The following is a 26,233-nucleotide window of genomic DNA, read 5'->3' on the forward strand; positions in this document are numbered from 1 at the left end:
CCGCCGGCATATGCCACCCGCGGGGGTGACGACGGGTGGGCGGGCACCGTGGGACTCTGGCTGCAGGCAACGGAGGAGGCGTCCGGCATGACCACCGCGCACGACTACAGCGAGGGGATCAACCCCGAGCACGCCCTCAAGTACGCCATCCAGCACTGGGTCGGGGACCGCACGGAGATCATCGAGGGGGTCGTCGACAACGTGACGCCGAGTTGGGACCACGAGCGGGCTGCGAAGCTCGTACGGCGGCAGATCGAGGCACGGGTGGACGAACTCGGCTGCGTCGAGGGCTCGGGAAACCTCGATCTGCCGGGGTCTCCGAACTGGTACGTGCCCGATATCGCGGTGGTCCCTGATGAGCTGGCGGACGGCGGCTCCTCCCTGCTTCCCGACCAGACGCTGCTGATCGTCGAGGTGACCTCGGAGTCGAACGCCGAGACCGACCGGGTCGTCAAGCGCAAGCGGTACGCCGAGTACGGTGCGCCGCTGTACCTGCTGGTCGATCGGCTCGACAAGACCGTCACCCTCTTCGCCGGGCCGGGGCGGCTCGGCTACACGGAGGTCGACGGGCCGCACCCGTTCGGAGAGAAGGTCCGGCTGCCGGAGCCGTTCGGGATCGAGCTCGACACCAGCGGGCTCTAGTCGAAGAGGGCGCTCAGGCGGGGGAGGCGGGCGGACGTTTCGCCCGTGTCGTCGAAGTCGAAGTCCCAGTCCGGGTCCAGCGGCGGGTAGCTGATCGTGAAGGAGTCCGACGGGAGTTCGCGGCCCGTGGCCGACTCGTAGGCCGTCCACGCGATCGAGAGGGCGTCCTCGTCCCACAGCTCCAGGCCCTCCCGCGCCGCCTCGCGGACCGCGGGGTGGTCCGCGAGGGAGTCGGGGTCCGTCAGGGCTCGGGCGAAGGCCGCCTCGCCCTGGGTCAGGAGCCAGCCGCGGAAGTAGTCGAAGCCGTCGTCCGAGCAGCCGCCGTTGATCACGTAGGCCGCGGCCCACAGGGGGCTACGGTAGGACTCCGCCAGCAGGTCCCACAGGACCTGCTGGGCCGCGGCTATCTCGGCCTCGGGGCAGCGCGCCAGCAACTCGGAGGCGCGCGCCGCCACCTGGTCCGGTCCTGCCTCCGCCCGGGCCGTCTCGATCAGCTTCCAGAACGTGTGCTTGTCCATGGGGGAAGCCTGGCACCCCCCTCTGACATCAGGCGGTGAGGAAGGAGTGGAGGGATTCGGTGAGAGCCGTGACGAAGGCGTCCTGTGCCGCTGGGGGCAGCAGGTCCAGGGAGAGGTACGGGTTGAGGTCTTCCAGTTCGACCAGGAGGAGCTCGCCCGAGGGGGCGCGGCAGGCGTCCACCCGCTGGATGCCGTGCGACAGGGTGTTCCACTCGATGAAACTGCGGGCGAAGGCCAGGTCGGCCGGCGTGGCCTCGTACGGCTGGAGCTCCCAACGCCGTTGCGGGTCGGGGGCGTAGAGGGCGTACTGGAAGGCGTCGTCGACGAAGTAGAAGGACACCTCGTACGCGAAGTCGATGCGCGGCTGGATGAGGTTCGCGCCGGCCGGGCCGGTCGGGTGCGGGGTGAAGGTGAGGCCTATGGAGTCCGCCCCCTGCTTGGGCTTGACCGCGTACGAGGGGACCGACGGGAGCAGGCCGAGGTCCGCCGGGTCGTCGATCGTCGGGATCACCGGGTAGCCGGCGGCCGTGAGGTCGAGGAGGTACTGCTTGCCCGCCATGTCGCCGCGGCCCGTGAGCGGGTTGTAGACGCGGGTGCCGGCGGCGAGGGCGGCGGCGCGGAAGGAGTCGTAGGACTCCTGGTAGTGCAGGACCGGGCCGCTGTTGCGGACGATCACCGCGTCGAACCCTGCCGGTACGAGGGCCTCCGCGTCCTCGGGGTGGCACAGGGCCAGCGGGAAGTGCCGGCGCAGCCGCGAGGTGAGGAGGATGTCCTCGTCGCAGTAGCGGCGGCCGCGCGCCGGGTAGGCCAGGTCGGTCACGTAGAGCAGGGGCATGGCGGCAACCTACCGCGGGCCTGCGGCGCCGGTACGAAGGGCCCGGGTCGGGCCCTTCACCGCGCCCCCACCGGTCGGCCGCCCACTAAGCGGGCTCGGGGAGACCGCTTAGCGCCCCAGTCGCCGGTCCTTGAGGGCCGGGAACTGTTCGCGGGTCTCGGCGACCTTCGCCGGGTCCAGGTCAACGGTGAGGACGTCCTCGCCGGGTCCCGCCTCGGCCAGGACCTCGCCCCAGGGGTCCACGACCAGGCTGTGCCCGGCCTGCTCGACGCCCGCGTGCGTACCGGCCAGCCCGCACGCGAGGACGTACGCCTGGTCCTCGACCGCCCGCGCCCGGCTCAGCAGCGTCCAGTGGGCCCGGCGGCGGGCAGGCCAGCCCGCGGCCACGATCATCGTGGTGGCCCCGGCGTCGACCAGCCCGCGGAACAGCTCGGGGAAACGCAGGTCGTAGCAGGTGGCGATACCGAGGGTCTGCTCCGGCAGGGTCAGGGTGGTCAGCGAGTCGCCGGCCGCCATCAGCACGGCCTCGCCCTGGTCGAAGCCGAAGCGGTGGATCTTGCGGTACGTGGCGGCCAGCTCGCCGGACGGGGAGAGGACGAGGGCGGTGTTGTACAGCGAGCCGTCGCCCGCGCGCTCCACGATCGAGCCGGCGTGCAGCCAGACCCCGGCGTCTCTCGCCGCCTTGGACATAGCCTCGTACGTCGGGCCGTCCAGCGGCTCGGCCTCGGTCTCGAACTGCTCGTAGGCGAAGGCACCCACGGTCCACAGTTCGGGCAGGACGACCAGATCCGAGCCGGCCTGTTCCCGGACAAGATCAGCCACCCTGGCACGGCGGGAAGCGACCGACTCCCCATCGGTCACTGCGATTTGGATCAGCGAGGCGCGCACACTACCACCGTCCTGGCGTTCAAGCCGTCAACTCGGGCCTACGATCGTCACACGAAAGCACTGCCGGGGTGCTCACCGGCAGCGTAGTTTTGGAATCAGTCCACACGCTTCCAGAAAACGCGCCACTGAACAGCACGCGAGGGGTCCCGTTGACCGTCCAGCCGCATCCCAGCCTCCAGCCCTATGCCGACGCGTGGACGCACTCCATCGAGGCGATATCCGAGCTGGTCCTTCCCCTGCCCGAGGGCGAGTGGAACCGGGCGACTCCGTGCCCCGGCTGGTCCGTCCGCGATGTGGTGTCCCACATCATCGGCATCGAGTGCGAACAGCTCGGGGACCCACGACCGATCCACACCCTGCCCCGGGACCTACGGCACGTGGTGGACGAGTTCACCCGTTACATGGAGGTTCAGGTTGACGTCCGGCGCCACCACACCGCGCCGGAGATGACCTCGGAGCTCGAATACACGATCATCCGGCGGTCGCGGCAGCTGCGCAACGAGAAGCGGGATCCGGCCACGATGGTGCGGGGGCCGCTGGGCGACCAGGTGACGCTGGAGTTCGCCCTGCAGCTGCGGGCGTTCGACGTGTGGATCCACGAGCAGGACCTGCGGGCGGCCCTGGGCGTGCCGGGGAACTGGGACTCGCCCGGGGCGTACGTGGCGCGGGACATCCTGCTCGCCGGGCTGCCGAAGGTGGTCGCGAAGCAGGCGGGCGCCCCGGCGAACTCGGCGGTGGTCATCGACGTCCACGGCCCCCTGGAGTTCATGCGGACGGTACGCGTGGACGGCGAGGGTCGGGGGACCATCGACAAGGCGCCCTCGCTCGGGCCCGCGGTGACCTTGACCATGGACTGGGAGACGTACGTCCGGCTGGCGGCGGGACGGGTGCGACCGGGCACGGTAGCCCACCGGGTGAAGACCGAGGGCGACCCGGAGCTGGCGGACGCGATCCTGGCGAACTTCGCCGTGACTCCGTGACGGCGTAGCTCCGGGCCGTAGTCACGGCTCTCCTCAGCCGGTTCCGCGATGCGAGAACCGGCGCGGACCCATCCGCGTCCCTGTCACGGACGTGCAGTTCGCAGAGGAGCTTCAGAGGTGTGGTCGAAGGTGTCGTCCGCTGCCCTACCGGCGGCGGAGCGGTTCGAGTGGTTCACCGACGTCGTGGCGCAGGAGATCGTGCCCACGGCGATCAGCAGTGAGCACTCCCGCGATTTCCGGGCCGAGGCCGCCGCACTGGACCTGGGCCGCGTCCAGGTGACGAAGTTCGCGCACGCCCCGCTGCGCGCGCGCCGCACGGCCGCGCACGTCCGACGCAGCGACCCCGAGCAGTACCAGCTCGGGCTGGTGACGACCGGATCCATGTGGTTCGCCCAGAACGGCATCGAAGCAGGTTTCCTCAGCGGCGACATGGTGCTCTGGGACACCTCGCACCCCTTCGAGTCGTGCGCCCTGCCCGACGACGCGGGCCTGATCGGCTCCGTTGTCCTCGCGTTCCCGCGCAGCGCGTTGTCCCTGCGCGGTGCCCGGGTCGAGCGGCTGCTCGGGCAGCGTCTCTCCGCGGGCCACGGCATGGGGGCGATCCTCGCCCAGTACGTGCGTGCGCTGGCCGCGCACGGCGCGGACTGCGGGCCCGCCGAGCTGGAGCAGCTCGGGACGGTCGCCCTCGACCTGGTCGGCGCCTGCCTGGCCGGGCAGCTCGGCGTGGAGGACGAGCTGTCCGTCGAGGCGCGCACCAGCGCCCTGCTGGAGCGGATCAACACCTTCATCGAGCACAACCTCGGTGATCCTGAGCTCACGCCTTCCGTGGTGGCCGCCCGGCACAGCATGTCGCTGCGCAGGCTCCAACTGCTGTTCCGGGAGCAGGGGGAGACGGTCGCGGCCGGGATCCGCAGGCGTCGGCTGGAGCGGTGCCGGTCGGATCTCGCGAACCCCGCGCTCCTCACGAGTCCCGTCCACGCCGTTGCAGGGCGGTGGGGGTTCACCAACGCGGCCGTGTTCAGCAGGGCGTTCCGGGAGGCCTACGGATCGAGCCCGACCGAGTTCCGGCAGTGGGCGGTCCGGGAGGCGCTTGCGCGCAACATCAACGAGCCGTGCGCGCCAGGCACATCCGGGGGCGTCGGCCGGCCGTAGGGTCGGCACTCGTCGGCGACCGCGTGCGGACGCCGCCATCGACTGCCGGGCGGGAAAGGACGGGGGTCTGTCCCGCCCGGCTGCACGACGCCCCACCGGGCGCCGCCGGCCCGTACCCGGTCCCGCTGCGCGGGCGCGGGTACGGGTACGGGGTGGCTACGCGGGCGCCGGGGTCGGGGATTCCGGCAGGTTCGGGGTCGTGAGGCCGGCGCGGCGACGGTCGCGTTCGCGGGTCAGGGCCCGGGTGCGCAGGCGCAGGATCTGGGCCGTACCCAGGAGTTCCAGCACGAAGACCGACGAGAAGGCGATCCGGTAGTCGTCGCCGGTGGCGTCCAGCAGGACGCCCACCGCCAGCAGGGTCGTCATCGAGGCGAGGAAACCGCCCATGTTGGTGATGCCGGAGGCGGTGCCCTGCCGCTCCGCCGGGTTGGCGGGGCGGGCGAAGTCGAAGCCGATCATCGACGCCGGACCGCAGGTGCCCAGCACCACGCACAGCGCGATCAGCAGCCACATCGGGGCGCGGGCGCCGGGGTAGGCCAGCACCGAGCCCCAGAGCGTCGCCGTGACGGCAACCGTCCCCAGGGCCAGCGGTATCCGGGCGGACTGGCGGCGGCCGATGAGCTGGCCGTAGACCAGGCCGAAGGCCATGTTCGAGGCGACGACCAGGGTCAACAACCCGGCCGCGGTGGTCCGCGCCAGGCCTTGGTCCTCGACCAGGAACGGCATGCCCCACAGCAGCAGGAACACCATCGCCGGGAACTGCGTGGTGAAGTGCACCCACAGCCCGAGCCGGGTGCCCGGCTCCCGCCAGGAGTCGCGGATCTGACTGCGGACGAAGCCTGCACCGGCTCCGCCGCCCCGCGCGATCGGCGGCGGCTCGTGGCCCTCGGGATGGTCCCGCAGGAACAGCACCAGCGGCACCAGCACGAGCAGGCCGGCCACCGCGCTGCCCGCGAAGGCCGGGGTCCAGCCGACCCCGTGCAGGACGGGGGCGAGCACGAGCGTCGACACAAGGTTGCCGGCCATGCCGACCAGGCCGGCCAGCTGCGCCATCAGCGGTCCGCGCCGGGCCGGGAACCACCGGGTGCCCAGGCGCAGTACGGATATGAAGGTCATGGCGTCACCGCAGCCCAGCAGGGCGCGCGCCGCGAGCGCCATCCCGTACGTGGGCGAGAGCGCGAAGCCGATCTGGCCGGCCGTGAACAGGACCGCGCCCAGGGTCAGTACCTTCTTGGTGCCGAGCCGGTCCACCATCAGGCCCACCGGGACCTGCATGCCCGCGTAGACCAGCAGTTGGAGGAGGGAGAACGTGGAGAGGGCGGAGGCGTTGACGTGGAAGCGGTCCGCGGCCTCCAGGCCTGCCACGCCCAGGCTGGTACGGAAGATCACCGCGACGAAGTAGACGGCGACGCCGATGGACCAGACGGCCACCGCCTTCCGACCGCCCGGCGGATCCCGGAACACCCCCGGCCCCGTCACCGTCCTGGGCCGCGGGCGCCGCCCTCGTAGCGGCGGTCCATCAGTACGCCCTGTTTGACGTGCTGGTAGACGCGTTCGGCGGCGGTGACGGCAGTGACAGCGGTCTCGGCGGGCGCGGCTGGCGGCATGCACACAGCATAGATACGTGAACGATGCACGGGTCTGCCCGTCCGGGATGTGGACCGCTCCCGGACCGCTCCCGGCCCGCTCCCCGGCTGCTCCCGGCCCGCTCCCCCCTGACGCTGCATCGAAGGATGTAGTCCGACTTCGTCCGCGCGCAGGACGTACTGGACCCCGCCCGCCCGGACGCTGAAGTCATGGCCCACACCACACTCGCCGCCTCCGGGGTGGCCGCGACCCGGATCGCGCTCCTCGACGTCCTGCGCGGTGTCGCCGTCCTCGGCACGCTCATGACCAACGTCTGGATCTTCGCCTCCCCCGGCTCCGAGTGGAGCGTGCTCCAGGGCGGCCTGGACCTGCCCGACCCGGTCGCCGAGCCCACCGCCGCAAACATCGCCGAGGCCGTGTTCCGCTTCCTCGCCGACGGGAAGTTCCTGTCCCTGCTGACGATCCTGTTCGGGGTGGGCCTGGCCGTCCAGTACGACTCCGCCGCGCGCCGCGGCGAGCAGTGGCCCGGGCGCTACCCGCGACGGGCCGCGTTCCTCTTCCTCGAAGGGACCGTCCACTTCGTCCTCGTCTTCGCCTGGGACGTACTGATGGGGTACGCCGTCACCGCACTGCTGGTGGCCCGACTGCTGGCCCGCTCCGAAAAGGTGCGGCGGTGGGTGATGTGGGCCGCGGGCGCGGTGCACCTGACACTGATCGGACTGGTGACCCTGGCGGACCTGGCCGCGCCGGACCGAGGGCCCGCGCCCCCGGATCCGGCCGCCGTCGACCTCTACGCGCACGGCAGCTACCCGGCCCAGATCGCCTTCCGGCTCGACCACGCCCTCGCCCTGCGCATCGAGCCCGTCTTCTCCTTCGGGCTGCTCGTCCTCCTCTTCCTCCTCGGTGTTCGGCTCCACCGCGCCGGCGCCTTCGCCCCGACCGCCGACGGACACCGGATCCGGGCCCGGATGGCCGCCTGGGGGCTGGGTCTCGGCCTGCCGCTGGGCGCCGCCGCCGCACTCGGGGGCTCCGACTTCTTCGTCCTGGGCCGCTACGGCATCGCCCCGCTGATCGCCGTCGGATACATCGGGCTGATCGGCTGCGCCCTCGACCGCTGCCGGGTCCCCGGGGCCGGCGCCCTCGGCTCCGTCGGCCGCACCGCCCTGTCCTGCTACGTCGGCCAGAACCTGCTGTGCGTGCTGCTCTGCTACGGCATCGGGCTGGGCCTGGCCGACCGGCTCGGCGGAAGCGGGCCCTGGTGGGTGATGGGCCTGTGGGCGGTGGTCTGCCTCGCCCTGGTCGCCGGGTCCCGGCTCTGGCTGCGCCGCTACCCGAGGGGCCCGCTGGAGGCCGTACAGCACCGGGCGCTCAGGGCGCGGTGGCCGCGCCGGTGACCTCCACCTCCAGGACGAACTCGTCGTACGGGGCCTCCTCGGGGTAGGGCGGGCGGAGCTGCGCGAAGCGGATCCGGGCCCGCCCGCCCGGACAGCGGCCCCGGACCACGTACGTCCGCTCGACCGGGGCGCCGGGCAGGACCTCCACCGGCGCGGACGGCCCCTCGCTCACGGAGACGGCGTCCGCGTCCCCGGTGACCTGCCAGGTCCACACGTACCCGCGCGCGCCGCGCCCGGTGAGCCGCAGCTCGTACGACTCACCGACACCGAGGGCGACCCTGCGCACTTCCACCCGCGACGACCTCCCGGCTCAGGCGGGACCGATCACCGGCCCCTCGTGCCAGCCAGCGCCGTCCCGCCAGTAGTGCTGGAGCTGGCGGTCCGTGCGCAGGACGATGACCTCCAGGTTGAACCCGAAACTGCCCTGGAGCATCCCGGTGACGGCCAGCGCGTCGTGCCCGAAGACAGCGCTGCGGCGCCAGGCCGAGCCGGCGGCGTTCCCCCGCCACCAGTGCTCCACGCCCCCGCCCTCGACGGCCACGCACAGCTCGTAGTTCCCGGCGGTGTGCTCGTCCGCGGCCCCGTACTGCGCCTCGATCATGCAGGGCGCCGAGGTGACCGCACCGCCGAAGACCTCGCCGGGGCGCCAGGCAAAGCCGTTCGGGTCGTCGCGCCACCACAACTGCATCCGGCCGTCCGTCCGGGTGGCGACCAGGTCGAGGTGGCGGCTGCGGGTCTGGATCAGGGCGGGCCCGAAATGGGCGATGCCCGAGGCGAAGCGACCGCCGTCGTTCCAGGTCCAGGGGGCGCCGTTGATCCGCCACCAGTGGTTCAGGCGGCCGTCGGCGGTACGGACGACCGCCTCGAAGTTGCCCGGCTTGCCGTAGTCGCTCTGGAGGAACGCCGGGGTCGAGCCGATCGCGGCGTCCCCGGGCCCGAAAGCGCCCCCGTCGCGCCAGGTCCCGCCGGACTGCTCGTAGTACCAGTGGCGCAGCCGACCGCCGGTGGTCACGTGCAGGGACTCCATGTTCCGGTTGTACGTGGTCCCGGTGAAGGCGGGCTGGCCGGACGCGTCGTTCGCGAAGACTGCGGCACGGGCCCACGGGAAGGGGGCGTCGCCCTCGCGCCACCAGTGCTGGAGACGGCCCCCGCCGGCGGGGGCGAGCAGCTCGAAGTTGCGGTGCGCGCGACCGTTGCCGCTCTCGTACACGTTGCCGGCGTGCAGGCGGCGCTTGCTCCACGGGTCGATGTTGGTGCCGTGCAGGCCGCACTTGGCCCAGTAGTCGATCTTCACTTCGCCGTAGGCGATCCGGCCGTATCCGCCGACGTGGTAGCCCGTCCCCCAGGAGTTCTTGAACAGCCAGCAGCCGGCGGCGTCGTCGTACCCGACGATCAGCACGCAGTGGCCGCCCGCGAGCCGGTCACTGGTGCGGTGGTAGACGCCCGCGCCGAGGCCGAAGAAGTCGTCGTACACGTCGAAGCAAGCGGTCAGCGGGCCGACGGTGTCCAGCCAGACCTTCTGCTGCTCCACGTCGCCGAGACGGACGTAGTCGGTGATCCGGACGGTACGGCCGCACCGGTCCCAGCTGGGAACGTACTCGGCGCGCCAGGCGTCACGGCGCTCGGCGGGCACCGTGGACGGGGGCGGGGAGTAGGGCCAGCAATCCGGGTCGGCCAGGCCGCCGTTGGACGCGATCCAGTCGAGGGCCGTCTCCGGATTGGAGCCCTGGCCGCAGGTGAACTTCAGACCGTCGTGGACGTCCCCCTCGGAGCGCTCGGCCCAGACTCCGTGCTCGATGCGGGCCATGGACTCGACCAGACCGGCGGCACCGAAGGCCCAGCAGGAACCGCACGGGTTCTGGTCCTTGACCTTGGTGATCCACGGCCAGCCCCAGCGGCTCCGCCAGTCGACCGCGGTGGGCCGGGCCCCCACGATCGGCCCGCCCGCTCCCGGCAACAGCCCCTGGGCGGCCCGGCGCCGGGTGAGGTGCGGATTGCCGCTCTCGTGCCCGATGAGCTCCCTCAGATCGATGGTGCCCACCTCGTGCGCGGCCGTGAGGTTCGCCCCGGGTTCCATGCCGAGCGAGGGCCGGGGCACGGCCTCCTCGTCGGAGAGGTGCTCGATGACGGACCAACGCGCTCCGCGCTCCGCGAGCTGTGCGCGCAGCTCCCCCGCCGTTTGGACGGACTCGACAGACTGCTCCGGCATACCGGCCCCCCAGATGCACCGTTCGGATGCGAGACCCGGGAGCGTCCAACGGGGGGCGGGAGGCGTCAAGGGGGTGTGCGAGGTCGCGCGGTCGCACAACGGGGGTCGTACGCGGCACACCGGTCCGCCCCCGGTGTCGGAAGGACACCGGGGGCGGACGGAGGCTAGGCGCGGACCTTCGCCCGGCCTACTCGACCGGCGCCGCGGGCGCCGGAACCGCCGGTGCCGGTGCCGCCGCCGGCATGCCGGGCAGGCCGAGACCGGTGAACAGGGCGACCATCGTGGCACCCATGTCGTTCACGACGTCGGTGGCCTTGGCCTTGGCGTCGATCGTGCAGTTGCAGGGTCCGGCGGCCTTGGTGACCACGTCGACGGACACCTTGAGGCGGTCGACGGCGGCGGAGACGAGATCCAGGGGGGACCCGGCCTCGGCCTTCACGGCGGCGGCGACCGGGGCCGCGAGCGGAGCGGCGGCCGGGAGGGTGACCGGCTTGGCCACCGCGGCGGGCGGCTTGGCGACCTCGGCCGGCGGCTTGGCCTCGTGCACCGGCGGCTTCACCACGTGCACCGGCGGCTTCGCTTCGTGCACCGGCGGCTTGGCGACCTCAGCCGGCGGCTTGGCCTCGTGCACCGGCGGCTTCACCACGTGCACCGGCGGCTTCGCCTCGTGCACCGGCGGCTTGGCGACCTCAGCCGGCGGCTTGGCGACCTCAGCCGGCGGCTTCGCCGGGGCTTCGGGCGTGGTGGGGGCGGCGGGGGCTGCCGCGGCGAAGGTCTCCTTCACGTCGGCGAGCGCCGCGTTGATCTTCTGCTTGTGCGCGGCCAGCTCCGCGTCCGGGAGCTTCCCGTCCGGCGACTTCAGGACCGCCGCGAGGAGGTCGGAAACGGGCGTGAGGAGCTGGCCCGCGGACCCGAGCGACTGCACCTGCGAGAGCAGGGCCTCGGTGCCGGGAACGGACTTCTTGGCCACGGGCGCCGCCGGCTTGGCCGGGGCGTTGGCCGCCCCTGCCAGGCCGGGGGACGCGGTCAACAGCGTCACGCAGAGGGCGGCGGGGATGGAGTAGCGGGTGATGCGGTGCAAGGGTTCGCTCCTGTTCAGAGACACGGTGATGACGTGGGACGTGGGACATGCCGTGGGACACGGACCTGCCCCCCGTCCACTCACCGCCACCCCGTCACATTCGGCAACCGGAACCCGGTGCACGCCCGGCGGCAAAACCCCCCACATCTGGCGCAATCACGGCTTTCACCTGCGCGAATCGCGTCACCCTCGCGCCGTGCTGCACCCTCGTGACTCCATCACCCTCGGTGAACGACTCTCGGGTGCCGTGACCTCCACCCCGGCCTGCCCCCCTTGGTCAGGCCGGAGTGGAGGAGTGCTCGGCCTGCCGGTCGGCGCGGCTCGGGGCGGACGGGCGGGTCCGAGCGGTCGATCCGACCGGTCCGACCGGCCCCACCGCTCCGGCCGGACGGCTACTGCCGCGCGGGGCGAGCCCGTACACGGCCAGGCCGATGGCCAACAGGAACACCACGCAGGCCGCCTCGAAGGCGAACGCGTACCCGCCGGTCGCAGCCGCCGGGTCCCCGGCGGCCAGCAGCGAGGCCGTCCGGGCGTCGGCGGCGGAGGTGATCAGGGCGAGGCTGATGGTCGGCCCGGCCAGGATGGCCGTGTTGACCACGGCTCCGGCCAGGGCGGACTGCGCTTCCGGGACGCCTGCGACGGCCCCCACCACCGCGGCGGACATCAGGGTGCCGATGCCGGCCGACAGGATGACCAGGCCCACCAGAACGCACGGCGTCGAGCCCGTACGCAATCCCACGCTGCCGATCAGGAAGAGGCCGGCGGCGATGACTGCCAGACCCCCCACCGCCACCGTGCGAGTGCCGTGGCGGGCGACGATCCGGCCCGCCACGAAGCCGACCCCGAGCAGCATCGCGCTGTACGGGATGAAGGCCAACGCGTTCTGGAGCGCCGAATAGCCGCGCACCTGCTGGAAGTAGAGGGCCAGTAGGAAGGCGGTGCTCGCGCCGATCGCCGGGCCGAGCAACGCGCACACCAAGGCGGTCGCACGCTGGCGCGAGGCGAGGAAACCGAGCGGCAGCAGCGGGGCACGGACCCGCCGCTGGGCGGCGACGAAGACGGCGAGCAGGATCGCGCCGAGCGCCAGCGGGGCGAGGACCTGCGGGGCGGCCCAGCCGTGCGGGCCGACCATGACGAAGCCGTAGCCGAGGGTGGAGAGCGCGAAGGTGCCGAGCACCGCGCCCAGGAGGTCCACGGGCACCCGTACGGGCGCGGGCCCGGCCGGCAGTGACCGCGGGGCGAGGGCCAGTACGGCCGTGGCCGCGGCGGCGAGCAGCCCGAAGCTCCACCGCCAGGACGACCAGGCGACGAGCGCCCCGCTGAGCACGATGCCGACGGCGGCACCGAGGCTGGCCAGCAGACCCCAGCGGGCGAGGGCGGCGGCCCTGGCCCTGCCCTCGGGGAAGACGACCCGCAGCAGGGCCATCGCAGCGGGTGCGGCGAGGGCGGCCCCGCAGCCCTGGAGGAAGCGGGCGGCGAGGACGGTGTGGGAGGTGGGGGCCAGCGCCGCGGCGAGGGAGGCCGCGGCGAACAGGGCCGTGCCCCGGGTGAACAGTCGGCGCTGCCCGACCCGGTCGGTGAGCCGTCCGCCCAGCAGCAGCAGCCCGCTGAAGGCCAGGCCGTACGCGGCGCTGTCGAGGATGAGGTCGATCCGGCTCAGGCCGAGTTCCCGCTGCATGGCCGGACCGGCGGCGAAGGTCACCGACACGGAGGCGTTGAGGATGAGCTGCACCGCGCCGAGGATCGCGAACCGCACCCAGGTGTTCCGCGGGGCGGCCAAAGTGGCCTGGGCCTCTGGGAAATCGTCCATGCCGCGAGTCTGGCAGCAGCTGATATCGGCCGGACCTGGCAGACCGTCAGTCCGTCAGGTTGCCGGCCCGACGGTCCGGTGGGCCGGCGGGGCGACGGGCCGGCGCCGCCCGGACTTGCCCGGACCCGCTCAGGACTCCTTCGGCTGTAGCACCACGCGGCTACCGTGCAGTTCGCCATCTTCTATGCGCCGGTGCGTACGGGCCGCCTCCGACAGCGGGGCGCGCTCGATGGAGCGGGCGCGCAGCCTCCCGTTGGCGAGCAGACGGCTGATCGCCCCGGCGGCTTCGGCGAGTTCGGCCGTGGTGGCGTGCGAGATGACGAAGCCGAGGACGGCGCCGTCCTTCATGTAGAGCGGTCCGGCCGGCAGGACGGGCTGGGAGCGGGCGCCGGCGAGGAGCACGATCCGGCCGCGGGGCGCGAGTACCTCGACGGCCGTGGCCAGGTCGTTCGTACCGGAGGTGTCCACGTGCACGTCGATGCCCCGCGGGTCGAACTCGCGGATGCGGGACACCAGGTCGGGGTCCTTGTAGTCGAGGACCGTCTCCGCGCCGAGCGACCGGCAGTACGCGGCGTCGCGCGCGGAGGCGGTGGCGACGACACGGGCGCCGGCCTCCACGGCCATCACGATGAGGGCGCTGCCCACGTTCCCGGCGGCGCCCGCGACGAGCACCGTCTCACCGGGGCGCACCCGGCCGTGGGTGAACAGGGCGAGGTAGGCGGTGGCCGCGGGGTGCACCACGGCGACGGCCTCGACCGGGTCCACTTCAGCGGGCAGCGGGTAGAGGCGGTCGACCGGGACCACGGCCTGCTCGGCGGCGGCGCCCTGGCGGCCCCCGTGGCCGAGGCTGTTGCACCAGACGCGGTCCCCGACGGCGAAGCCGGCAGCGCCCGGGCCCGCCGCCACGACGGTGCCCACGAGGTCCCGGCCGATCACGAACGGGAAGTCGACCGGGGTGCGGAACAGCCCGGACCGCACGAAGGTGTCCACCGGGTTGACGGACACCGCCTCGACCGCGACCAGGACGTCCGTCGGGCCGGGGGTCGGCGGGGCGATCTCCCCGTAGCGGATGTTCTCGGCGGGGCCCAGTTCTTCGATGAAAGCTGCACGCATGAGCCGATCCTCGCAAGGGCACGCGGAGTTCGCGCACCGGGACCCGAAGGCTTCGTCAACTCCCCGCCGGCAGGGGTCCGGACAGGCCAAAGGGCCGCTACGGGGGTGTGAGCGGCCCTTTGGAGAGGGGGGATCGAGCAGGAGCTGGCGACTCCGGCCAATGGGGTGAACCTGTTGTGCGGCAGAGCAGCAGAGCAGTGGAGCAGTAGATCGGCAGCGGGTTCAGAGGGTGCCGTCGGCGATCGCGCGGGTCTCGCGGATCTTCGTACCGAGCGCGGAGAGCAGCTGCTGGAGGATGTCGATGGTGGTCTCGTCGGTCAGGTTTCCGGCCTCGTCGAACCGCTCGTTGGCGCGGAAGATCTGGAGCTCGGGCTTGCCGACGACCCTGGAGTCGGTCCACAGGAACATCTGGCGCAGGGCGAGCTGAGCGCGGACCGTGCCGAAGTTGGTCGGCGCGGCGCCGGCGATCGCGATCGGCTTGCCCGTCAGCGAGGAGTTGAGGGCCGGGCGGCTCGCCCAGTCCAGGGCGTTCTTCAGGACACCGGGGATCCCGTAGTTGTACTCGGGGGTGGCGATGAAGATGCCGTCCGCCTCGGAGATGCGGCGACGGAGGTCGGCCACGGCCGCCGGCGCCGGGTCGATGTCCTGGTCGGTGTCGTAGGGCGGGATGTCGCGCAGGCCCTCGTAGATCTCGATGGCCAGGTCGCCGGGCGTGAACTTCTGGGCGGCGCGCACCAGAGCGCTGTTGTACGAGGCCTCGCGCAGGCTGCCGGAGATGGCCAGGATCTTGAGCTCGGGCATGAACTGTCCTTCCGCAAAGGTGACATGCGCAGCGAATGCCGTGTCCGGCATGCCCCTGCGAGGTGAGCGTCGGTATGGCAGGAGTCTGTCCGCGGGCCACGGGCACCGACAACGGTGGGTGGCCGTATCTGTCAGCTGTCCGTCGGCGGGTTGGGGTGCAGGGCTTGATCCCGGACGGACCCTCCCGTATAACTGAACTGAACAGTACGGTTCATTAATCTTAGAGCGCCCACCCGAAACGACGAGAGAAGGCACCATGACCACCACGATGGGTTCCGCGACCCCGACCACCGCCACGGCCACCGCCACGACCACCGCCACGGCCGTCGCCACCGCGATCCGCTCGGTGGCCGACGTACTCCAGCCGGTCCACACCCTGGAGGGCGAAGGCTTCCCCGTCCGCCGTCCCTTCCCCACGCCGCAGATCCCGCAGCTGGACCCCTTCCTGATGGTCGACCAGGTCGGGCCGGTGGACCTCGGCCCGGGCGAGCCCAAGGGCGCCCCCGACCATCCGCACCGCGGCTTCGAGACCATCGCCTACGTCCTGGAGGGCGACATCGAGTACGCGGACTCCACCGGCAACCGCGGGATCGTACCGCCGGGGGCCGTGCAGTGGCTGACCGCAGGCGCGGGGGTGGTGCACTCCGCGCAGCCCACCGACGCCTTCCGCACGGCCGGGGGCCTCCAGCACAACCTGCAGATCTGGGTGAACCTGCCCGCCTCCCTCAAGGGCCTGCGCCCGCGCACCCAGAACCACGGCGCCTCCGACATCCCGGTGGTCCGCACCCTCGAAGGCTCCTGGTTCAAGGTCATCGCGGGTTCGGCGTTCGGCGTGACCGGCCCCTTCGACACCCAGGTCCCGGTGACCGTCGTCCACGCCTCCATCGCCCCGGGCGCGAGCGCGGACCTTCCCGCGCCGGCCGACCGCAACGCGGCGGTCTACGTCCTGTCGGGCAGCGCCGTGGTGGCCTCGAACGACCTGGCCGACGGCGAGCTGGCCGTGCTCGCGAACGACGGCGCAACGGTCCGCGTCGAGGGCGGCCCGGTCGGCGCCGACCTCCTGTTCCTGGCGGGCGAGCCGATCGGCGAACCGGTCTTCCGCAGCGGCCCGTTCGTGATGAACACCCCGGAGGAGATCGACCGGGCCTTCGACGACTACGCCGAGGGCAGCCTGGGCCGTTACGAGGACTGATCCGGCCCGCCGCAGCCCACGGGCGCTCCCACCCGGGGAGCGCCCGGGCCCAGTTCACGGCGTGCTCCGGTGCCGTGACCGGAACGTTCACCGGGTTGCTGGTCGCGGTGGCCGCTTCGGCAGGTCGTGCGGCGGGGCGATACCAGCACGGTGCGCTACCCGGCGAACGATGATGCTGCCGGCCTCGGCCGGCAGGAACGGCGCCCCCGTCCCCAGCCCGCAGCGCGACGCGAGGCGGACTGCGACACACTGGCGTCGTGATCGATAACGCCTTCGTGGTCGTCTCTGGCCTGCCCGCCAGCGGCAAAAGCACCCTGGCCCGCCGTCTCGCGGCAGAACTGGGCTGGTCGGTCATCGACAAGGACGCGATCCTGGAGTCGCTCTACGACTCACTCGGCGTCGGCGATCAGACCTGGCGCCACCGGTTGAGCCGGGCCAGCGACGACATCCTGTTCACCCTCGCCGCCCGGGCTCGACACGCAGTGCTCGACAACTGGTGGCATCACGACACCGCCCCGGGCCGACTCCACCGGCTCGACGCCCAGATCGTCGAAGTCCACTGCGCCTGCGATCCAGCCCTGGTCGCCGAGCGGTTCAAGACACGCACCCGCCACCCCGGACACCTCGATCAAGACCTCACCGGCGAGGAGATCACCGAACGCGTCGCCACATGGGCGGCCTTGCCAGGCCCGCTCCGGCTGGGCGGACCCCTCCTGACCATCGACACCGGTCAGCCCGTCGACATCACCGCTCTCGCCAAGGAGATCGACGCGCTGCTTCTCGGATAGGAGGCCCGTACCCCGCCTCGGCGAAGGGGCGACACGGGTCCGCTGCACGCGTGGGGCATGCACAAGCTCCTTCCCGGCGGGTCGGTCAGCCGCCGAAGAACGCCGTGAGCGACGCCAGGATGGCCAGGGCCGGCTGGGCGATGTCGGCGCCCGTGGAGAGCAGGGTGCGCAGGCGGTCGATGCGGGTCAGGGCGGCCGGGGCGTCCGGCTCCTCGGCGGCGGCCTCGCGGGCCAGGGCGTGGATGGCGACCGCCGCCTCCTCGCGGTCGGGGTCGGGGACCTCGCGGCTGGTGAGGACGAGCTGGAGCAGACGGGTGAGCTCGTCGCCGCCCGGCGCCGCGGAGTAGGTGTTCTGGAAGTCCCGTATGACGGTGTCCTGCGGGCGGTTGACGAAGGTGGTCTTCTCACCGTGGAAGTAGAAGTTCTCCGACACTCCGGCTCCTGACATGACGACGACGCGGCTGTTGTGGACGGCGAGCCCGGGCTGCACGGGGACGGTCGGACGCAGGGCGGCCCTGATCGCGTCCTGGGCCCGCCGGACGGCGGCGAAGGCTGCGGCGTCACTGGCACGCGCGGGCAGGCCCTCCTCGACTTCGACGGATTCCAGGACCCGGCCGATACCGGCGAACAGCGACCGGAAGTACGCCGTCGAGGTGTGCTCGATCGGAAAGACGATCTTCTCTCCCTCGTGCACGGGACCGTTCAGTGCGTGGAAGAAGACCAGGCAGGGGAGATGCTCGGGCCCGAGGCCGAGTTCGGCGGCGACCTCGTACGCGCCCTGGGCGTCGTACGGCGTCCACCGCAGCCAGCGCACCGCGCCCATGACCCGGTACAGCTCGGGCTCCAGGTGGCGCCGCCAGTACTTCCTGGCCGCTGACCGCCCGGCGGGACGCTCGATGGCGAACACCCGGGTGGCGGGGCCGGACAGGACGTTCAGGTCGTCGAAGTGGGTCCGTACGTACGTGGCCAGCTCGACGTCGGCGTCGGTGTACAGCAGGACGCCCCACAGGCGGGGCCGGCCCGCGGGCGACGTCGCCCGCTCCGCCAGCGGGAGCCAGCGCAGCAGCTCGTCCGCGTTGGAGGGAGCGGCCAGTGCGTAGCTTCCCTTGGCCGGGTGCTCGATGGAGAGCACGACCAGGTCCCCGTCGGTCAGCTCCGTCTGCCCGAGCGGAAGGTGGTCCCCCAGTCGCTCGTCCGTGGCCGCGTCGGTGAGCCATACGTCCATCACGCGGTCCTGGATGTGGAACGCGGCGGACTCCGGCGCCGGGGTGGGCTCCGGGGCCGCGATCCCCAGACGGCGGGCCTCGGTCAGGCAGCGGACCTTCAGGGTGCGGACGTTGATGGCATCGGCGTCGGGGACGGAGAGGACGAAGGTCTCCCCGTGGATCCGCCGGTCGAGGTCGCGCCACCGGTCGGTGCCGGCCCCGGCCGTGAAGTCGCCCCGCTCCAGGCGCCACTCCAGGAGCCAGGCCGAGTTCCCGCTGTACGTTCCGTACCGGACCGAGGCCCAGTCCCCCTCGCGGACAGACACGTACAGCCGCATCGGCCCACGCTCCCTCTCAGGCGCCAACTTCCCCTGTAAAGGCTACTCGTTGACGCCGTACTGGTTCAGGAACATGTCCACCCCGCCCTGGACGAGGCGCTCCGCGAGGTCTGCGCTCAGGGCCGTGCCGTACACCCCGTAGACCAGGTGCGGGGAGAGCACCAGGCCGGAGAGTTGGAGGACCGCCAGCTCCATGTCCGGGATGCGGAGCAGGCCGCGTTCGTCGAGGCGGCCCAGGGCCGCGGCCAGGGCCGCGTGCTGGCGCCCCGGGCCCTCCTCCTGCCAGGTGGCGCCGAGCTCGGGGAAGCGGTGGCGTTCGCCCGCGATGACGTTGCGCAGCGCCAGCACCTCGGGACTGGTCAGGCCGGCGACCCAGGTGCGGCAGGCCTCCAGGAGGTCGGTGCGGACGTCGTCCGACTCGGCGAGCTTGGCCTGGATGACCGACTGGGCCACCTCCAGCGCCTCGTCGAGCGTCTGCCCGATCACGGCGTTGAAGAGGTTCTCCTTGCTGCCGAAGTGGTTGTAGATGGTGACCTTCGAGACGCCGGCCTCGGTGGCGAGCAGGTCGACCCCCGCTCCGAAGCCCTCGCGTAGGAACACCGTGCGCGCCGCCTCCAGGATGGCCTGCCGCTTGCGCGCGGCGCGCGCTCCGGTGGGGACGGGCTGCTGGGCCGCGGCCGTGGTGCTTGCGTTCATGTCGTTCCCTGCTTCCTCGCGGTGCGGTGGCCAGTCTAGAGCCCAACTGAACTGTACCGTTGCGTTCAGTTGAACTGAACTGTATGGTTCATTCACGAGGCCACCGGAACGGCCTCCACCGACAAGGCAGTTGAACCGTCCCCCAGGAGGTCATTTCCATGAGCGGCACCCAGACTCCCCTCTTCCGGTCGCGGGCCCAGATCCAGGTCTCCGCCACCCCGGCCGAGGTCTACGCGGTCGTCAGCGACCTGGCCCGCAGCGGCGAGTGGAGCCCCGAGTGCCTCGGCGGGGAATGGACCACCGGCGCTCCCGGCGCCGTCGGCTCGGTGTTCCGCGGCGAGAACGAGCGCAGCGAGGACGTCGTCTCCTGGGCGCCGGTGGTGCGCGGCAGGTGGACGACCTTCGCCGAGGTCGTCGCCGCCGAGCCCGGCCGGACCTTCCAGTGGGCCATGCACAACAGCTCCGGGGAGAAGCAGGACAGCGTCTGGGGCTTCACCATCGAGCCCGACGGAGCGGCCTCCCTGCTCGTCCACCACTTCCGGATGGGCACCGCCACCGAGGGGATCCGCGGCATCACCGCCGAGATGAGCGAGGCGGAGAAGGCGCAGTTCGTCTCCGAGTGGGGCGAGAAGGTCGCCGGTGACCTGGCCCAGACCCTGGAGCGCATCAAGGTCGTCATCGAGAAGAACGTCTGACCGACCCGACCTCCCGACCCACGCCATCCGTACGTGACATGAGAAAGGTCAGGCCATGATTCTGCAGCGCATCGGAAACAAGGGCATCCGGCTCGGGACGCTCTTCGAGCGGGCGGCCCGCAAGCACCCGACGAACGTGGTGATCCTCGACCACGACCTGGACATCGCCCCGGGGCTCGGACGCCGGGCGACGGTGGCCGAGGTCGCCGACCTGATCGACGACTTCGCCTCGCGGCTCTGGGCCGCCCGGGTCCGCCCCGGCCGCCGGGTCGTCGTCTACAAGTCCGACGGCTTCGACATCACCCTGCTGGCCTGCGCGGTGGCCCGCATCGGCGCCGTGCCGGTACTGCTGTCCCCGAAGCTCGACGGCGAGACCGTCGCCGAGCTCGTACGCCGCACCGACCAGCCCTACCTGCTCACCGACCAGGACAAGCTGGAGACCGAACTGCCCGCCTCGGTCTTCGAGGAGGCCGAGCAGGTCCTGCTCACCTCCGGCAGCTACCAGGACGCCACCGAACTCGCCTCGCTCGCCGGCTCCCCCCGCGTCCCCGCGGTGACCATGCCCCCCGAGCACCCCACGCTGATCACGCACACCTCCGGAACCACCGGGACCCCGAAGCTCGCCGTCCACACCGGCGCCACCCTCCAGGCGCGCTACCGCCCGCAGGCCACGATCACCAAGCCGCTCATACCGGGCCGCGAGACCATCGCCATGCACGTCTCCTTCGTCCACTCGCGGCTCATCACCGCCCTCGCCATCTCCCTCTTCCGCGGCTTCCCGATCGTCGTCCTCGCCGACTCCGACCCCAAGCGGGCCGCCGACCTCTTCGCCCAGCTGCGCCCCGGCATCCTGGAAGCCCACCCCAACTCCTTCATGGAGTGGGAGGAGTTGGCGCACGATCCGCGCGGACCGCTGGCGAACGTGAAGCTCTTCAGCAGCACCTTCGACGCCATCCACCCGCGCACCGTGCAGACGCTGCTCAAGGCCACCAAGCGCAAGGCCGCCGTCTTCGGCCAGCTGTACGGACAGAGCGAGATCGGCCCCGCGGTGGCCCGCTCCTTCTCCAAGCGCCGCGGCCTCGACGCCGACGGCCGCTGCGTGGGGATGCCCTTCCCCGGCATGACCGACGTCCGCGTCGTCAGCCGCAACGGACTGCCGCCCTCGGAGACCAACCCCGGCTTCATCGAGGTCAAGAGCGACGGCCGGATCGTCACCTACCTCGGCGAGCAGGAACGTTACGACAAGCAGGTCAACGACGGCTGGTGGCGCATGGGCGACGTCGGCTACCGCACCAAGTGGGGCTGCGTGCACCTGCTCGACCGCGAGGTCGACCTGATCGAGGGCTTCGGTTCCACCCTCGCCGCCGAGGACACCCTCTTCACCCGCCTCGACGAGCTGGCCGAGGTCATCATCATCCCCGACGAGACCGGCCGGGCCGTCCCCGTCGTCTGCACCAAGGACGACAAGCCGCTCGACCCGCAGGCCTGGAAGGCCGCCGTCGCGGGCCTCCCGCCGATGGCCGAGCCCGTCCAGTGGCGCCAGTCCGAGCTGCCCCAGACGGCCACCACCAAGATCAAGCGGCTGGAACTCGCCCGGCTGCTCACCGCCGGCGCCACGTCCACCGCCGCCGCTTCCACCGCCGCCACCCGAGACGAGGAGAAGGTCTGATGTCGAAGCTCATCATCATCGGTGGAGGAATCGGCGGGCTGGCCACGGCCCTCGCCACCGCCCGCCGCGGACACCACGTCCTCGTCCTGGAACGCGCCCCCGAGTTCGCCGAGATCGGCGCGGGCATCCAGCTCGCCCCCAACGGCCTGCACGCCCTGGACCGCCTCGGCCTCGGAGACGCCGTCCGTGCCACCGCCGTGCAGATGGACGAACTCCGCTTCATGGACGGCGTCACCGGCGAGCACGTGGTCAGCATGGACCTGACCGAGCGCTACCGCGAGCGGTTCGGCAACCCGTACGCCGTCGTCCACCGCGCCGAACTGCACTCCAAGCTGCTGGAGGCCTGCCAGGCCGTCGACACCATCGAACTGCGCAGCGCCGTCACCGCCGTCGGCTACGAGCAGGACGCGAGCGGCGCCTCGGTGCTCCTGGCGGACGGCGGGCGCATCACCGGCGACGCCCTGATCGGCGCCGACGGCATCCACTCCGCGATCCGCGCCCAGCTCGTCGGTGACGGTGCGCCCCGCAACTCCGGGATCACCGTGTACCGCGCCATCATCCCGATGGAGCAGGTCCCCGAGGAGCTGCGCCACCTCACCTCCGTGACCTGGTGGACCGGACCCGGCTGCCACTTCGTGCACTACCCGATCGCCGGTGGCAAGTACCTCAACCTCGCGGCCAGCAGCCACAACGACGCGACCGAGGCACTGGCCGGAGTCCCGGCCACCGCGGGCGACCTCCGCCGCGAGTTCGCCTCGCTCGGTGAGGACGCGCAGCGCCTGCTCGCCCTCGGTGAAGGCTGGAAGTCCTGGGTCCTGGTGGACCGGGACCCGGTGGACACCTGGACCGACGGCCGGGTCGCCCTGCTCGGCGACGCCGCCCACCCGATGCTCCACTACGTGGCGCAGGGCGCCTGCCAGGGCTTGGAGGACGCCGTGGTCCTCGGTGACCTCCTCGACTGCGGCAGCGACGAACTCCCGCAGCGCTTCGAGAAGTTCAACGCCGAGCGGCGCGAGCGCACCGGCCGGATCCAGCTCCTCGCCCGGGAGAGCATCAAGCTCTGGCACACCTCCGGGGCCGCGGCCTCGGCCCGCAACGAGCAGCTCGCGGCCTTCACCGTCGACCAGCTCCACGACTACGTGGCCTGGATGCACGGCGCCCGCACCCTCGACGAGAACACCGCCGCCACCGCCCACGCCTCCCAGAACGGAGAGCAGCGATGAACGAGAACCGGGAGCGGATGCAGGTGGCCATCATCGGCGCCGGCCCGCGCGGCCTCTCCGTCCTGGAGCGCCTGTGCGCCAACGAGCGCAAGAACCCCTCGCACGCGGCCGTCACCGTCCACGTCGTCGACCCCTCGGCGCCGGGAGCCGGCCAGGTCTGGCGGTCCGACCAGTCCCAGCACCTGCTGATGAACACGGTCGCCTCCCAGATCACCATCTACACCGACAACAGCGTCCGGACCGAGGGCCCGATCGAGCCCGGCCCGAGCCTGTACGAGTGGGCCGAGGCCGTCGCCGAGGCCGGCACCGCGGACGAGGCGACCGTCGCCGAGGCCCGCCGCCTGGGCCCCAACACGTACCCGACCCGCGCCTTCTACGGCAGCTACCTGCGCGCCACCTTCGAGCGCGTCGTGCGCAACGCCCCGGGCCACGTCACCGTCGAGGTGCACCGCTCCCGCGCCGTGGCCATGGCCGACACCCACGGCACCCCCGGCGGGCAACAGGGCGTCCGCCTGGAGAACGGCACCCGGCTCAACGCGCTCGACGCGATCGTGATGGCCCAGGGCCACGTACCGGCCCGGCTGACCCCCCGCGAGGCGAAGACGGCGAGCCTCGCCCGGATCCACCACCTCACGTACGTCACGCCCGCCAATCCGGCCGACCTGAACCTGAACGTCGTCAAGCCCGGCGAGAACGTGCTGCTGCGCGGCCTCGGCCTGAACTTCTTCGACCACATGGCGCTCTTCACCGTCGGTCGCGGCGGCACCTTCGTCCGCGCCGAGGACGGCCGCCTGACCTACCGCCCCTCCGGCAACGAGCCCTCCCTGTACGCGAGTTCGCGCCGCGGCATCCCGTACCACGCCCGCGGCGAGAACGAGAAGGGCGCGTACGGCCGCTACCTGCCGCGCCTGCTCACCCCGCAGAGGATCGCCGAGATGCGCCTGCGCTCCGAGGACGGCGAGGGCATCAGCTTCTCCGAGGACCTGTGGCCGCTCATCTCCCGCGAGACGGAGAGCGTGTACTACGGCACCCTCCTGGAGGCGCGCGGCCGGGGCGCCGAGCGCGAGGGCTTCACCAGGCGGTACCTGTCCCTGGAGACGGCGCAGGACCGCAGCTCGCTGCTGGACGTCTACGACATCGAGGACGAACAGCGCTGGGACTGGGAGCAGCTCTCCCGCCCTTACGGCGACCGCGAGTTCACCAGCCGCGAGGACTTCCGGGACTGGCTGGTCGGCTACCTGGCCAAGGACGTCGCGGAGGCCAGGGCCGGCAACCTCAGCGGCCCGCTCAAGGCGGCCCTGGACGTCATGCGCGACCTGCGCAACGAGATCCGCCTCGCCGTCGACCACGGCGGCCTGAGCGGCGACTCGCACCGCGACGACCTCGAAGGCTGGTACACCCCGCTCAACGCCTTCCTCTCCATCGGCCCGCCGGCCTCCCGCATCGAGGAGATGATCGCCCTGATCGACGCCGGGGTACTCGTCCTGACCGGCCCGGGCACCGAGATCCGCGTCGACACCGCCGCCGGCGACCGGGCGACGTTCATCGCCCAGTCCCGCACCGTCCCCGGCCCCGCCGTCCGCGCCACCGTACTGATCGAGGCCCGGCTGCCCGAGCCCGACCTGCGGCGCACCGACGACCCGCTGCTGCGCCACCTGCTCGACACCGAGCAGTGCACCACGTACCGGATCGCCGGCTCGGACGGCAGCAGCTACGAGTCGGGCGGCCTCGCCGTCACCGAGCGCCCGTACCGGCTGCTCGACGCCCGCGGCCGGGCCCACCCCCGCCGGTTCGCGTACGGGGTGCCCACCGAGTCCGTGCACTGGGTCACCGCGGCCGGCATCCGCCCGGGCGTCGACTCGGTCACCCTCGGCGACTCCGACGCGATCGCCCGCTCCGTCCTCGCCCTCCCGGCCGCGACCGTGGTCCCCAGCGGTGTCGCGCCGCTGCCGGCCGAGACCGACCTGACCGGGGTCCTGGTATGAGCGGGGCGGCGCAGGACGCGCTCACCGACGCGGGGCTGCTGTCGCCGGTACGCGCCGGCACCCCCGCCGAGGAGGCCGTGTCCGACCTGGCCTGGCTCCAGGCCATGCTCGACGCCGAAGCCGCCCTGGCCCGGGCGCAGGCCGGGCTCGGCACCCTCCCGAAGGAGGCGGCCGACACCATCACCCGGGCGGCCCGGGCGGAGCACCTGGACCTGCGGGCCCTGGCCCTGGCCGCCCGGGAGACCGCGAACCCGGTGGTCGGCCTGGTGCAGGCGTTGACCCGGGTGGTCGCGGAGCAGGACACCCGGGGGACCGGAGCCGCCGAGTACGTGCACCGCGGCTCCACCAGCCAGGACATCCTCGACACGGGCGCCATGCTGGTGGCCGCCCGGACCCTGACGCTGATCCGGGGCGATCTGGCCCGCACCGCCGACGCCCTGGCCCGTCTGGCGGGGGCGCACCGGGACACGGCCATGGCGGGACGCACGCTGGCCCTCCAAGCCGTCCCCACCACCTTCGGGCTCAAGGCGGCCGGCTGGCGCCACCTGGTCCTCGATGCGGACCTGCGCCTGGCCCGAGTGCTCGACGGCGGGCTGCCGGTCTCGCTCGGCGGCGCGGCCGGCACGCTGGCCGGATACCTGGAGTACGCCCGGATCGACGGTGCGGACCGGCAGCAGGAGCCCGGTGCCTACCTGGACGACCTGGTCGAGGCCTTCGCCGCCGAGACCGGGCTGGCCCGCCCCGCACTTCCCTGGCACGTCCTGCGCACCCCGATCGCCGATCTCGCCGCCGCGCTCGCCTTCACCGCCGGGGCCCTCGGGAAGATCGCGATCGACGTGCAGAACCTGGCCCGCACCGAGGTCGCCGAGGTCGCCGAGCCCGCCGTGGCCGGCCGCGGCGGCTCCTCCGCCATGCCCCACAAACGCAATCCGGTCCTGAGCACCCTGCTGCGCAGCGCCGCCCTCCAGGTCCCCGCGCTCGCCACCGGGCTCGTGCAGTGCCTGGTCGCGGAGGACGAGCGCTCGGCCGGGGCCTGGCACGCCGAATGGCAGCTGCTGCGCGAGTGCCTGCGGCTGGTCGGCGGCGCCGCCCACACCGCGGTGGAACTCGCCGAGGGGCTGACCGCCCGGCCGGACCGGATGCGGGCGAACCTGCTGCTGACCGGCAGCCAGGTGGTTTCCGAGCGGATCGCGGCCGTGCTCGCACCGCAGTTGGGCAAGGCCGCGGCGAAGCAGTTGCTGACCCGGGTCTCCGCGGCGGCCGAGGAGAGTGGGCGCCCCCTGTACGAGCTGCTCGCCGAGGAGCCCGTACTCGCCGGGCAGCGGAGCGCCGACGAGCTGGCGCGGCTGTGCGATCCCGGTGCGTACACCGGCGGTGCGGGTCCTCTGGTGGATCGGGCATTGGCCCGACCGCTCTGAACCATTGAGTTCAA

The 26,233-nt window shown here is 72.4% G+C and carries 24 protein-coding genes; 11 read left to right on the forward strand and 13 right to left on the reverse strand.

Annotated features, from left to right (window positions below):
• Positions 1-87: 87 nt before the first annotated feature.
• Positions 88-642, forward strand: a complete 555-nt coding sequence (locus tag ABZZ20_RS19525; RefSeq protein ID WP_356871071.1) for a Uma2 family endonuclease — start codon at positions 88-90, stop codon at positions 640-642.
• Here the strand turns inward: ABZZ20_RS19525 and ABZZ20_RS19530 are convergent.
• The 3 genes from ABZZ20_RS19530 to ABZZ20_RS19540 all read right to left on the reverse strand — a co-directional run bounded on the left by ABZZ20_RS19530 (position 639) and on the right by ABZZ20_RS19540 (position 2,883).
• Entirely contained in the window at positions 639-1,160 is a 522-nt protein-coding gene (locus tag ABZZ20_RS19530) for a DUF4240 domain-containing protein (RefSeq protein WP_356871073.1), read from the reverse strand. The two genes, ABZZ20_RS19525 and ABZZ20_RS19530, sit on opposite strands and share 4 nt — an antisense overlap.
• Before the next feature lie 28 nt (positions 1,161-1,188).
• Positions 1,189-1,995, reverse strand: a complete 807-nt coding sequence (locus ABZZ20_RS19535) for a hypothetical protein (protein WP_356871075.1) — start codon at positions 1,993-1,995, stop codon at positions 1,189-1,191.
• Between the two features lie 108 nt (positions 1,996-2,103).
• A complete protein-coding gene (locus tag ABZZ20_RS19540) occupies positions 2,104-2,883 on the reverse strand; it encodes a carbon-nitrogen family hydrolase (protein WP_356871077.1) in 780 nt (259 codons plus the stop codon).
• 149 nt (positions 2,884-3,032) lie between these two features.
• Between ABZZ20_RS19540 and ABZZ20_RS19545 the strand changes: the two genes are divergently transcribed.
• Together ABZZ20_RS19545 and ABZZ20_RS19550 are read left to right on the forward strand one after the other, a co-directional pair.
• Positions 3,033-3,863 (forward strand): maleylpyruvate isomerase family mycothiol-dependent enzyme, encoded by an 831-nt coding sequence (locus ABZZ20_RS19545; protein WP_356871079.1) that lies wholly within the window; start codon positions 3,033-3,035, stop codon positions 3,861-3,863.
• Positions 3,864-3,992: 129 nt separating this feature from the next.
• Entirely contained in the window at positions 3,993-5,015 is a 1,023-nt protein-coding gene (locus tag ABZZ20_RS19550) for a helix-turn-helix domain-containing protein (RefSeq protein WP_356871081.1), read from the forward strand.
• A gap of 156 nt (positions 5,016-5,171) precedes the next feature.
• On the opposite strand, the gene ABZZ20_RS19555 is transcribed toward ABZZ20_RS19550, so the two are convergent.
• The gene (locus ABZZ20_RS19555) at positions 5,172-6,479 is read right to left on the reverse strand and encodes an MFS transporter (RefSeq protein ID WP_356871083.1); all 1,308 of its coding nucleotides are present in this window, start codon (positions 6,477-6,479) and stop codon (positions 5,172-5,174) included.
• 11 nt (positions 6,480-6,490) lie between these two features.
• Positions 6,491-6,622: a hypothetical protein gene (locus ABZZ20_RS19560; RefSeq protein ID WP_356871085.1), complete on the reverse strand. Its 132-nt coding sequence runs from the start codon at positions 6,620-6,622 to the stop codon at positions 6,491-6,493.
• A gap of 189 nt (positions 6,623-6,811) precedes the next feature.
• Here ABZZ20_RS19560 and ABZZ20_RS19565 point away from each other — a divergent pair, with 189 nt between their 5' ends.
• On the forward strand, positions 6,812-7,996 hold the full coding sequence (locus tag ABZZ20_RS19565; RefSeq protein WP_356871087.1) for a DUF418 domain-containing protein: 1,185 nt from the start codon (positions 6,812-6,814) through the stop codon (positions 7,994-7,996).
• On the opposite strand, the gene ABZZ20_RS19570 is transcribed toward ABZZ20_RS19565, so the two are convergent.
• From ABZZ20_RS19570 to ABZZ20_RS19595, 6 genes are all read right to left on the reverse strand, one after another.
• The gene (locus ABZZ20_RS19570) at positions 7,971-8,288 is read right to left on the reverse strand and encodes a protease inhibitor I42 family protein (protein WP_356871089.1); all 318 of its coding nucleotides are present in this window, start codon (positions 8,286-8,288) and stop codon (positions 7,971-7,973) included. The two genes, ABZZ20_RS19565 and ABZZ20_RS19570, sit on opposite strands and share 26 nt — an antisense overlap.
• A gap of 18 nt (positions 8,289-8,306) precedes the next feature.
• On the reverse strand, positions 8,307-10,205 hold the full coding sequence (locus tag ABZZ20_RS19575; protein WP_356871091.1) for a C1 family peptidase: 1,899 nt from the start codon (positions 10,203-10,205) through the stop codon (positions 8,307-8,309).
• A gap of 187 nt (positions 10,206-10,392) precedes the next feature.
• On the reverse strand, positions 10,393-11,286 hold the full coding sequence (locus ABZZ20_RS19580) for a hypothetical protein (RefSeq protein ID WP_356871093.1): 894 nt from the start codon (positions 11,284-11,286) through the stop codon (positions 10,393-10,395).
• A 277-nt stretch (positions 11,287-11,563) separates the two neighbouring features.
• Entirely contained in the window at positions 11,564-13,096 is a 1,533-nt protein-coding gene (locus ABZZ20_RS19585; RefSeq protein WP_356871095.1) for an MFS transporter, read from the reverse strand.
• A gap of 129 nt (positions 13,097-13,225) precedes the next feature.
• The gene (locus ABZZ20_RS19590) at positions 13,226-14,209 is read right to left on the reverse strand and encodes an NADPH:quinone reductase (protein ID WP_356871097.1); all 984 of its coding nucleotides are present in this window, start codon (positions 14,207-14,209) and stop codon (positions 13,226-13,228) included.
• Positions 14,210-14,431: 222 nt separating this feature from the next.
• On the reverse strand, positions 14,432-15,010 hold the full coding sequence (locus ABZZ20_RS19595; protein WP_356871099.1) for an NADPH-dependent FMN reductase: 579 nt from the start codon (positions 15,008-15,010) through the stop codon (positions 14,432-14,434).
• Between the two features lie 256 nt (positions 15,011-15,266).
• Here ABZZ20_RS19595 and ABZZ20_RS19600 point away from each other — a divergent pair, with 256 nt between their 5' ends.
• Entirely contained in the window at positions 15,267-16,202 is a 936-nt protein-coding gene (locus tag ABZZ20_RS19600) for a pirin family protein (RefSeq protein WP_356871101.1), read from the forward strand.
• 257 nt (positions 16,203-16,459) lie between these two features.
• Positions 16,460-16,990 carry an ATP-binding protein gene (locus ABZZ20_RS19605; RefSeq protein ID WP_356871103.1) on the forward strand — a complete coding sequence of 177 codons (531 nt, stop codon included), beginning with the start codon at positions 16,460-16,462 and terminating at the stop codon, positions 16,988-16,990.
• Positions 16,991-17,075: 85 nt separating this feature from the next.
• On the opposite strand, the gene ABZZ20_RS19610 is transcribed toward ABZZ20_RS19605, so the two are convergent.
• Both ABZZ20_RS19610 and ABZZ20_RS19615 read right to left on the reverse strand, forming a co-directional pair.
• Positions 17,076-18,533, reverse strand: a complete 1,458-nt coding sequence (locus ABZZ20_RS19610) for a hypothetical protein (protein ID WP_356871105.1) — start codon at positions 18,531-18,533, stop codon at positions 17,076-17,078.
• Between the two features lie 42 nt (positions 18,534-18,575).
• A complete protein-coding gene (locus ABZZ20_RS19615) occupies positions 18,576-19,229 on the reverse strand; it encodes a TetR/AcrR family transcriptional regulator (RefSeq protein ID WP_356871107.1) in 654 nt (217 codons plus the stop codon).
• Positions 19,230-19,387: 158 nt separating this feature from the next.
• Here ABZZ20_RS19615 and ABZZ20_RS19620 point away from each other — a divergent pair, with 158 nt between their 5' ends.
• From ABZZ20_RS19620 to pcaB, 5 genes are read left to right on the forward strand one after another with little or no spacing between them, the layout of a single operon-like run.
• On the forward strand, positions 19,388-19,924 hold the full coding sequence (locus ABZZ20_RS19620) for an SRPBCC family protein (RefSeq protein ID WP_356871109.1): 537 nt from the start codon (positions 19,388-19,390) through the stop codon (positions 19,922-19,924).
• Positions 19,925-19,979: 55 nt separating this feature from the next.
• Entirely contained in the window at positions 19,980-21,593 is a 1,614-nt protein-coding gene (locus ABZZ20_RS19625) for an AMP-binding protein (protein ID WP_356871111.1), read from the forward strand.
• Entirely contained in the window at positions 21,593-22,816 is a 1,224-nt protein-coding gene (locus ABZZ20_RS19630; RefSeq protein WP_356871113.1) for an FAD-dependent oxidoreductase, read from the forward strand. Before ABZZ20_RS19625 ends, ABZZ20_RS19630 begins: the two co-directional genes overlap by 1 nt.
• On the forward strand, positions 22,813-24,801 hold the full coding sequence (locus tag ABZZ20_RS19635) for an FAD/NAD(P)-binding protein (RefSeq protein ID WP_356871115.1): 1,989 nt from the start codon (positions 22,813-22,815) through the stop codon (positions 24,799-24,801). The genes ABZZ20_RS19630 and ABZZ20_RS19635 overlap by 4 nt, the downstream gene beginning before the upstream one ends.
• A complete protein-coding gene (gene pcaB / locus ABZZ20_RS19640) occupies positions 24,798-26,219 on the forward strand; it encodes a 3-carboxy-cis,cis-muconate cycloisomerase (RefSeq protein WP_356871117.1) in 1,422 nt (473 codons plus the stop codon). The genes ABZZ20_RS19635 and pcaB overlap by 4 nt, the downstream gene beginning before the upstream one ends.
• The last annotated feature ends 14 nt before the right edge of the window (positions 26,220-26,233 follow it).

The sequence above is a fragment of the Streptomyces sp. NPDC006430 genome (assembly GCF_040612395.1).
Lineage (GTDB): Bacteria > Actinomycetota > Actinomycetes > Streptomycetales > Streptomycetaceae > Streptomyces.